The 8735-nt window shown below is 65.9% G+C and carries 10 protein-coding genes; 3 read left to right on the top strand and 7 right to left on the bottom strand.

What is annotated here, in order from left to right:
- Positions 1-405, top strand: a 405-nt coding sequence (locus ACRYA2_RS16040; protein ID WP_433630250.1) for a DsrE family protein, incomplete at its 5' end; no start/stop codon positions are given.
- 7 nt (positions 406-412) lie between these two features.
- Here the strand turns inward: ACRYA2_RS16040 and ACRYA2_RS16035 are convergent.
- The gene (locus ACRYA2_RS16035) at positions 413-1336 is read right to left on the bottom strand and encodes a TSUP family transporter (RefSeq protein ID WP_433630247.1); all 924 of its coding nucleotides are present in this window, start codon (positions 1334-1336) and stop codon (positions 413-415) included.
- Positions 1337-1623: 287 nt separating this feature from the next.
- Between ACRYA2_RS16035 and ACRYA2_RS16030 the strand changes: the two genes are divergently transcribed.
- Both ACRYA2_RS16030 and ACRYA2_RS16025 read left to right on the top strand, forming a co-directional pair.
- Positions 1624-2466, top strand: coding sequence for an alpha/beta fold hydrolase (locus tag ACRYA2_RS16030; protein WP_433630244.1), 843 nt, complete (start codon positions 1624-1626; stop codon positions 2464-2466).
- Positions 2467-2520: 54 nt separating this feature from the next.
- On the top strand, positions 2521-2895 hold the full coding sequence (locus ACRYA2_RS16025) for a tautomerase family protein (protein ID WP_433630241.1): 375 nt from the start codon (positions 2521-2523) through the stop codon (positions 2893-2895).
- 70 nt (positions 2896-2965) lie between these two features.
- Here the strand turns inward: ACRYA2_RS16025 and ACRYA2_RS16020 are convergent, their stop codons facing one another.
- The 6 genes from ACRYA2_RS16020 to ctaD form a co-directional block, all read right to left on the bottom strand.
- The gene (locus tag ACRYA2_RS16020) at positions 2966-3430 is read right to left on the bottom strand and encodes a cupin domain-containing protein (RefSeq protein ID WP_433630238.1); all 465 of its coding nucleotides are present in this window, start codon (positions 3428-3430) and stop codon (positions 2966-2968) included.
- A 273-nt stretch (positions 3431-3703) separates the two neighbouring features.
- Entirely contained in the window at positions 3704-4486 is a 783-nt protein-coding gene (locus tag ACRYA2_RS16015) for an HAD-IIA family hydrolase (protein WP_433630235.1), read from the bottom strand.
- 68 nt (positions 4487-4554) lie between these two features.
- Positions 4555-5004 carry a DUF7960 family protein gene (locus ACRYA2_RS16010; RefSeq protein ID WP_433630233.1) on the bottom strand — a complete coding sequence of 150 codons (450 nt, stop codon included), beginning with the start codon at positions 5002-5004 and terminating at the stop codon, positions 4555-4557.
- Between the two features lie 61 nt (positions 5005-5065).
- The gene (gene thiC / locus ACRYA2_RS16005) at positions 5066-6478 is read right to left on the bottom strand and encodes a phosphomethylpyrimidine synthase ThiC (RefSeq protein ID WP_433630230.1); all 1413 of its coding nucleotides are present in this window, start codon (positions 6476-6478) and stop codon (positions 5066-5068) included.
- A gap of 145 nt (positions 6479-6623) precedes the next feature.
- Positions 6624-6833 (bottom strand): DUF6684 family protein, encoded by a 210-nt coding sequence (locus ACRYA2_RS16000; RefSeq protein ID WP_433630227.1) that lies wholly within the window; start codon positions 6831-6833, stop codon positions 6624-6626.
- On the bottom strand, positions 6833-8584 hold the full coding sequence (gene ctaD / locus ACRYA2_RS15995) for a cytochrome c oxidase subunit I (protein WP_433630224.1): 1752 nt from the start codon (positions 8582-8584) through the stop codon (positions 6833-6835). Before ctaD ends, ACRYA2_RS16000 begins: the two co-directional genes overlap by 1 nt.
- Between the last annotated feature and the right edge of the window lie 151 nt (positions 8585-8735).

Raw genomic sequence — 8735 nt, 5'->3', positions numbered from 1 at the left:
CCCGTTTCTGGGCGCTCGGACAAAACGGTGAAGCCTCGGGGACACGCCCCGAGGTACTTCACTCGCATGAAAGCCGTGTTCCACCACTCGAACGACGATTCGGACCTCCACGAGCGCGTCGTCAACAACGTCGCCAACCTCCTCGACGACGACACGGTCGACGTCGATGCCGTCGCACTTGTGGTCAACAGCGGCGGCCTCGCCCTCCTGACGACGGACTCCCCCCAGCGCGAGACGGTCGAAGCGCTTCAGGAGCGCGGCGTCAGCTTCAGGCAGTGCCGCAACACGATAGAGGGCAAGGACCTCACCGGGGACGACCTCATCGACGGCGTCGAACTCGTGTCCTCGGGCATCGGTGAAGTCGCGCAACTCCAGGACGAGGGCTACGCCTACCTCAAGCCCTGAGAGCCGGTCAGGGGAGCAGCGCCGGAATCGTGTTCCGGAAGATGTTGAGCGCGATGACGAACAGGAGGACGACGACGAACCAGTTGAACTTCCGTTCGTCTATCTCCAGCCGACGGAGGTACGTGCCGATCAGCAACCCGACGACGGTGATGACGGCGATGACCGACCCGAGCCAGAGTCGGTAGGTCGTCATCAGGTCGGTGAAGAGGACCATCTGGACGATGCGGACGGTGAAGATGGTTCCGAGCACCATCGAGAGTCCGCCGATGTATCGTTCGACGTCGCGTTCGAACGTGTGGAAGTAGGCGGGCAGGAGCGGGCCGAGATTGGCGACGGCGAGCAGGAATCCTTCGAGGAAGCCCGCCACGCCGAGCGCGACGGGGTGGTGTGCTTGCCGAATCGTCACGAAGTTCTGGACGACCTGGAAGACGACGTACCCGAAGATGACGAGACCGATGAGGAACGGGATTATGGGACCGGTCCGGAACTGTGCGAGGAACGACACGCCGACGACGGAACCGACGACGGCCAGCAGCATCAGCGCCCACTCCTCGCGGACGAACGTGAGGCCCGTGTCGGTCTCGCCGATCTGGAACATGTTGATCATCCACGGCGGGATGGCCAGGACGACGACCGCGAGCGTCGGGTCGATGACCGACGCGAAGATCGGCGTCGTAATGAGCGAGTATCCGAACCCGATCATGCCCTTGACCACGCCGGCGACGATTGCGACGCCGACGAACAGTGCAAACAGGCCGAGGGAGATGTTCGACTGCACGCCTTTCGTGACGTTCTCCGCTCCGGGGAAGAAGACGACCGAACCGACGAGGACGGCGAGCGTCGCGAACGCCATCATCACTTCGCGATACTGGAGGTCGAAGAGATTCGCGACGAACGTTCCGGCGTTCCCGCGAGATTCGTGTTGGCTCATCCTTGCGTTCCCTAGCGAGCGCTCGGTTATCCGTCTGGATTTCGCGGTAGTGAGTGCGGCAGCCGATGTCGGCCCCAAAAACGTCGTACCGGGACTTCTGGCCGTTTCGCGCCGGAACGTGGCGTTCGTCGGCGTCTACCCGGGTCACAGATACCAGAGAGAATTGCCGCAGAACCGTTCCGACAGCGGACAGACGTCACGGCCCACGGCGGGTCGTCGAGATTGAGACTCTTAGCCAGTAGTAGTTTGGGACGTGCCAGCGATACGACGTACGGGGGAGATCGAAAGTGAACTACGACGACTGGAGTTCGGAACAGGAAACCGCGACCGTCTCGGTCGACGGACACGAACTCGAGGTCGCCTACTACGACGAGGGGTCCGGCGACCCGGTCCTGTTCCTCCACGGAATTCCGACGAACTCGTTCCTGTGGCGGAACGTCGTTCCGCCCATCAGCGAGGAACGTCGCGTAATCGTCCCGGACATGGTCGGCTACGGGAACTCGTCGATGTACGACGGGTTCGACCGGTCGCTCCGCGCCCAGGAGGTGATGGTCGACGAACTCGTCGAGACGCTCGGTCTGGACGCCGTGTCGCTGGTCGGACACGACCTCGGCGGCGGCGTCTTCCTTCGGTACGCCGCTCACAATCCGGACGCCGTCGACCGGCTCGTACTGTCCAACGCCGTCGCCTACGACTCGTGGCCGGTTCCGTTCATCACGGAGCTCGGACTCCCGTCGACGGTCGAGGAGACGAGCGTCGAGGAGCTACGGCAGATGCTCGAGGAGACGTTCACGGACACGCTGTCGAGCGGTGACCCGTCGCCGGAGTTCCTCGACGGAATGACGACGCCGTGGCAGTCCGAAGCGGGGCTCACCTCGCTCGTCCGGAACGCCGTCGCGACGAACACGAGCCATACGACGGAAATCGACCCCGGGGCGGTCTCCGCGGAGACGCTCCTGTTGTGGGGTGCCGACGACGAGCTTCAGGCCATCGAGTACGCGGAGCGCCTCCGGGACGACATCGCGGACGCCGAGCTTACCGGACTGGACGACGCCACTCACTGGGTGATGGAGGACCGGCCGGAGGCGTATCGGGAGGAACTGAGCGCGTTCCTTCTCGGCGCGGAGTGAGTCGCCGACCGCTCGCCCGGCAGGTACAACACGCTCGCCCGCCCAGTCGACACCGTGCCCCTGCTCCAGTTCGACACGACGCTCTCGCTGGCCGCCGACGAGAAGACGACGTTCGCGGAACGAGTGACCGAACTGTACACCCACGAGATGGCGACCACGGCCGGCCACGTCGCCGTCACGATTCGCGAGCGAGCCGACGCGGAGATGCACCTCGGACGAGGCGTCGACGGGCCGTTGCTGTTCCTCGACGCCCAGATCCGTCGCGGTCGCTCCCACGAGCGAAAGCGAGCGTTTGCGCTCGGAACAATGGAGTACGCCGGCGACGCCTTCGACGTCCCCGACCCGAACATGAAAGTCGTGTTCACCGAACACCCCGGCGAAGCGATGATGGGCGTCGACCGCGTCGGCGGCGAGTGGACGGAGAAGTGAGTCGCGTCGCCGTCTATCGCCGCGGTTCCCTGCCCGCACTCGGACGCGACGCCGGCCCTCCCCACCGGGATCAGTCGGCGTCGCCGCCGATGGTCACGACGTTCGTGCCGAACGGTTGGAGCGTCGTCTCGAAGGTGGCGGTGAGTTCGTCGTCGGGGAAGATGCCGAGAACGCGGGCCGGTTCGTCGCCGACAGTTTCGAGACCGTGCGGGACCATCTCGGGGACGACCGCGCACTGGCCGGTCGAGAGTTCGACCGTCTCCCCGTCGACGGTCGCCGCGACCGTCCCGGCGGTTACGACGAGCAGTTCCTCGCTGCTGTCGGTGTGCGTCGGCAGGTAGTCGCTGGGCTGGATCTCCATGCAGACCATCGTGAGGTCGTCGGCAGTGACGTCGCTGGCGTTCGGCGTCCCTGGCGAGAGCGGGAAGTATCCGTGCAGGCGGGCGTGGTCGTCGTCTTCTGCCCGCACCTCGGTATCCTCGAACTGGTAGAGGTCGACGGGCTGCACTTTCTTCGTCTGCGTTTTGCTGGTCATGGTTTCGTCTCCTATCGGAGGGGAAACGCGCCAAAAACGACGGGCTCGATGCGTTCTACCGCCCCGAATCGAGAGGTATATAGGCGCCGCGAGATGTTGAGCATTTCGTTCGATTCCGTGGAACGCCGCCGTGAGCCGACCGGCAACGTTGGAATCCCGGAAGTGCGAACCGGAGCGCCGGTCGTCGTTTCCCGCGCCGCCCCGCTCCCCGGTCCGTCGAGCGTCGAGCGCGCCCCGACCTGCCCGAGGCGGTCGAGTCGGGCGACTCCGCGGTCAGTCCAGTAGCCGACCGACCTCTGCCAGCGAGTCGAGTACGTGGTCCGGTCGCACGGCCGCGTCGTCGAGGTCCGCTCGCGTCGTCACGCCGGAGAGGACGAGCGCGGTCGTCATCCCCAGACGCTCGCCGAGCGCGACGTCGGTGTCGAGGCGGTCGCCGACGACCAGGCAACGCTCCGCGGCGACGCCGAGTCGCTCTAGCGCCGTCGCCGCCGTCTCCTCCGAGGGCTTGCCGAGCACCCGGTCCGGCTCGCGGCCCGCCACGCCCGCGATGGCGTTGACGACGGCCCCCGATCCGGGGACGAGCCGTTCGCTCGTCGGGATGGTGCGGTCGGGGTCGGTCCCGACGAACGCCGCGCCGTCTTCGAGCGCCCAGAACGCCCGCGTGAGACGGTCGTAGTCGAACTCCCGGTCGATGGACGCGACGACCACGTCCGCGGCATCGGGGTCGTCCGTGGGGTCGAAGCCGTACTCCCGGAGCAGGTCGTGGAGGTACGGCTCGCCGACGACGAACGGCACGCCATCCGGGTGTTCGCTCGCGAGGTACTCCACGGTGACGGTCGCGGCGGTGAGCACCTGCCCGGGGGCGACGTCGATGCCGTGGGCCGTGAGTCGGTCGGCGTGGTACTCCGCCGGACGGGTCGGATTGTTCGAACAGAGGAGGAGGTCCGCGCCGGCGTCGCGGAGGACCCGTACGCCCTCGCGGGCGCCCGGAATGCGGTCGTTCCCGCGCACGAGCGTGCCGTCCACGTCGAGTATCGCGCCACGAAAGGAGGCCATGGCTTGGAGGGACGAGCGCGGAGGTGTTCAATCTCACCCCGACGAGTCGACGCGAGGAGCAGACCGTATCAGGCGCCCTCGGGAGCGACGCCGTCCGCTTCCAGCACCCACCGGACGATCTTCGCTTCGACGAGGTCGCGCTCGCTGTGGAGCGAGTCCTGCCCGTACTCGGCCATGACTTGCTCGCTGCGCTCCAGCAGTTGGGATTCGACGCCGCTCTGGTCAGGTTCGTCGCGGGTGCGGTCCAGCAGCGCCTCGAAGTCCTCGCGGAGGTCGAAGGACGCTCGGGCGGCGTTGCAACGCGGCAGGGGACTCATCCCGGCGTCGAGTACGAGGTCCCGGACGACCGCCCAGTCGCTCTCGCAGAAGTGAATGGACACCTCGCCGACGACGTCCTGCCACGCGATGGGGTCGCCGTGTTTGAGTTCCGGAATCGCTCGCGGCGGCAGGTCGACGCGCACCGGAGCGTCCGGGTCGTCGCAGAGACAGCAGGGCTGCTCCGTCTTCCCGGTGTACATGGTCGACCGTTAGGAGCGAGGCGGTAAGTCCCTGCCGCCGCGAGACGGCAGCAGTTCGCCGTCAGTCGTCTCCAGCTTCGGCGACGTCGGGGAGTTCGGACGTCTCGGCGTCGTGCGTGCCGACCGGCGGCCGGTTCACCTCGGCGGCGACCGAGGCGGCGAGGTCCGTCTCGTCGTCGATGGCGGCCATCTCGCCCGCCTCGCGAGCGTCCTGGTCGATGCGCATCGAGCAGAACTCCGCCCCGCACATCGAGCAGAACCGCGCCTCCTTGTAGTTGTCGCCGGGGAGCGTCTGGTCGTGGTACTCCTGGGCGCGCTCGGGGTCGAGCGCGAGGTCGAACTGCCGACGCCAGTCGAAGGCGTACCGGGCCTCGGAGAGCGCGTCGTCCCAGTCGCGGGCACCCTCGCGACCGTTCGCGACGTCGGCGGCGTGGGCGGCGATGCGGTAGGCCGCGAGACCGTCGCGAACGTCCGCCGCCTCGGGCAGACCGAGGTGTTCTTTCGGGGTGACATAACAGAGCATCGCCGCGCCGGCGCGGGCGGCTTCGGTCGCGCCGATGGCGCTGGTGATGTGGTCGTAGCCCGGCGCGACGTCGGTCACGAGCGGGCCGAGCACGTAGAACGGCGCGCCGTCACAGACCTCTTGCTGGCGCTCGACCTGGCCGGCGATTCGGTCCATCGGGACGTGACCCGGTCCCTCGACCATGACCTGCACGCCGCGCTCCCACGCGGTCCGGGTGAGTTCGCCGAGCGTCTCCAGTTCGGCGAACTGGGCGTTGTCGCCGGCGTCGGCGAGACAGCCGGGACGGAGTCCGTCGCCGAGGCTGAACGTCACGTCGTACTCGGCGAAGATATCGCAGATGTCCTCGAACCGGGTGTAAAGGGGGTTCTGTTCGCCGTTCTCCTCCATCCATTCGGCGAGGATGGAGCCGCCGCGCGAGACGATGCCGGTCTTCCGGCCGTCGGTGAGCGGAAGGTGTTCGGCCAGGACGCCGGCGTGGATGGTCTGGTAGTCGACGCCCTGCTCGGCCTGTTTCTCTATCACGTCGACCAAGAGGTCCGGCGTGATGTCTTCCGGACTTCCCGCGTGCGTTACGGCCTCGTATATGGGAACCGTTCCCACTGGAACCGGCGAGTGCTCGACGTTCGACGCCCGGATGGCGTCGAGGTCGCCGCCGGTGCTGAGGTCCATCACCGTGTCCGCGCCGTAGTGGACGGCGGTGTGGAGCTTCCGGAGTTCTTCGTCGGCGTCGCTGGCCTCGTCGCTCGCGCCGATGTTCGCGTTCACCTTCGTCGAGAACGCCCGACCGATTATCATCGGGTCGAGCGCGTCGTGCTCGCGGTTGTTCGGTATCACCGCCCGGCCCTCCGCGACCTGTTCGCGGACGAACGCCGGGTCGACCCGTTCGCGCTCCGCGACTCGCTCCATCGCTTCTGTGACCTCGCCATTTCGCGCTCGCTGTCGTTCCGTCATCGATTACCTAGTGATATCACCAAGTGATAAAACTTTTCGCGGACGGCACACTGGGACGTCGGACGGAGAAGACGACAGTACCGACCACGACGAGACGGCGGCCGTGTCACGTCACGACCGTTCCCCGATGCTCGTCGTCGCCAGTTCACAGGTACTGCGCCGCGATGTACGTCAAGAGGGCGAGGAGGAGCAGGGGAAACACGGTCAACACGTGCATCATGGCGTAGATCAGCGGCTCGCCTGTCCACGGCGTCCAGACGGCGTACATAACGGTGAAGAACAGGAGGATGAACAGGGGAACGAGATTCACCGTGATGTCGAGCAGCGTCTCGCGGTTCCAGATGGAGTGCGGCATCAGTCGTCACCCCCGGAGCCGCCGGACGACTCCCCCTCACCGTCGCCCGTCCCGTCGGCGATGGCGGTCTCCTGACGGCGGGCGAACCAACGCCACTCCTTCGAGCGGAGGCCGTCCGCTTCGAGGTCCCACGGGTCGGCGTCCTCAACTATTGGGCCTTCCATCCAGGACTGAACGATGTTCCAGACGAAGATTAACTGGCCGGCACCGATGATGAGCGCGCCGACGGTGGCGACCTGGTGCCAGGTGGCGAACTGTGGCAGGTAGGTCGCGTAGCGGCGCGGCATGCCGCCGTATCCGAGGAACAGTAGCGCGAAGAACGTGACGTTCGAACCGATCATCGTCAGCCAGAAGTGCCAGTGAGCCAGCCGCTTCTGGTACATTTTTCCGGCGTAGATGGGGAACCAGTAGTAGAATGCAGCGAACAGGGCGACGGCGATGGCACCCATGACGATGAAGTGGAAGTGCCCGACGACGTAGTAGGTGTCGTGGAGCACGAGGTCGATGGGAATCGAGGCAAGGAAGACGCCGGTGACGCCGCCGATGATGAAGTTCTGGACGAATCCGATGCTGAACAGCATCGGCGCAGTCAACCGGATGTTCCCGTTCCACATGGTGGTGATCCAGTTGAACACCTTGACCGCGCTCGGTATTGCGATGGCCAGCGACACCGCCATGAAACTCGCCCGAATCCGGGGGTCGATACCGGTGGCGAACATGTGGTGGGCCCAGACGCCGAACGAGAGGACGCCGATGGCTAGCGTCGAGTAGACGACGAACTTGAACCCGAACAGCTTCCGGCCGGAGAACCGCGGCAGGATGAGACTGACCAGTCCCATCGGCGGTAGCACGAGGATGTACACCTCGGGGTGGCCGAAGAACCAGAACAGGTGCTGCCAGAGGATGGGCCCGCCACCTTCGGTCGCGAAGAACGTCGTCGCGAAGTTCCGGTCGAGCAGCAGCATGACGAGCGCGCTCCCCAGCAGCGGGAACGCGAACAGGATGAGCCCCGACTGGGTGAGCAGCGTCCACGAGAACAGGTCGAGGTCGGGCCAGCCGACGTCGTCGCCGCGCTCGGTGAAGATGGTCGCGATGAAGTTTATCGCGCCCATCGTCGTCGCGATGCCGGAGAGATGTAGGCCGAGCAGCATCAGGTCGACGCTCGGACTGGGCTGTTCGATGGACAGCGGCGTGTACATCGTCCAGCTCGTCTGGGACGGCGCCAGCGCCGGAACGAGGAAGCCAGCCCACACGAGCAGGGCGGCAGGAGGCAACAGCCAGAACGCGATGGCGTTGATGCGCGGGAACGCCATGTCGTCCGCTCCGATGAGCAGCGGGATGAAGTAGTTCCCGAACGCGGCGATCATCGGCGTCCCGAACAACAGGAGCATCGTGAGTCCGTGCGACGTCAAAAGCCCGTTGTAGAACTGCACTGAGAAGAGGAGCGTGTCCGGCGTGAACAGTTCGAGTCGCATCAGCAGCACCGCGATACCGCCCCACGAGAGCGTCACCAGCGAGTACACGCCGTACAGCATCCCGATGTCCTTGTGATCGACCGTCGTGAGCCAGCGCGTCAGGCCCGACGGCTTCTCGGCGTATTCGCCGCGCTCTTCCCCCCGCTCCGCCGTTCCCCCGCCGACGGTCGGTGCGTACGACCGCCAGTCCTCGAGGCTGAGGATGTAGTACACCACCAGTAGCAAGAACACCCCCATTAGCGTGGAGACCGCCAGGTCGGTGCCGATCTGTGCCATCGAACAGAGGGTCGGCGGGCAACGGGTAATTCCTTTCGGTAGTTTGTCATATTTTCGGGGGTGGTTCAGTCCTATCGAAAACCTGACTTCGTTGCGATGAAGTTCGAGCGTGGGTTTAGCGACCCGGGCCGTAGGACGAGGGGCGGACGAC

This window comes from Halomicrococcus pelagicus (assembly GCF_050954125.1).
This window is presented reverse-complemented; position numbering and strand designations above follow the sequence as displayed.

Coding starts and splice junctions, on each gene's coding strand:
- ACRYA2_RS16035 (WP_433630247.1), bottom strand. CDS start 1,336: ATGAGCCAACACGAATCTCGCGGGAACGCCGGAACGTTCGTCGCGAAT.
- ACRYA2_RS16020 (WP_433630238.1), bottom strand. CDS start 3,430: ATGACCAGCAAAACGCAGACGAAGAAAGTGCAGCCCGTCGACCTCTAC.
- ACRYA2_RS16015 (WP_433630235.1), bottom strand. CDS start 4,486: ATGGCCTCCTTTCGTGGCGCGATACTCGACGTGGACGGCACGCTCGTG.
- ACRYA2_RS16010 (WP_433630233.1), bottom strand. CDS start 5,004: ATGTACACCGGGAAGACGGAGCAGCCCTGCTGTCTCTGCGACGACCCG.
- thiC (WP_433630230.1), bottom strand. CDS start 6,478: ATGACGGAACGACAGCGAGCGCGAAATGGCGAGGTCACAGAAGCGATG.
- ACRYA2_RS16000 (WP_433630227.1), bottom strand. CDS start 6,833: ATGCCGCACTCCATCTGGAACCGCGAGACGCTGCTCGACATCACGGTG.
- ctaD (WP_433630224.1), bottom strand. CDS start 8,584: ATGGCACAGATCGGCACCGACCTGGCGGTCTCCACGCTAATGGGGGTG.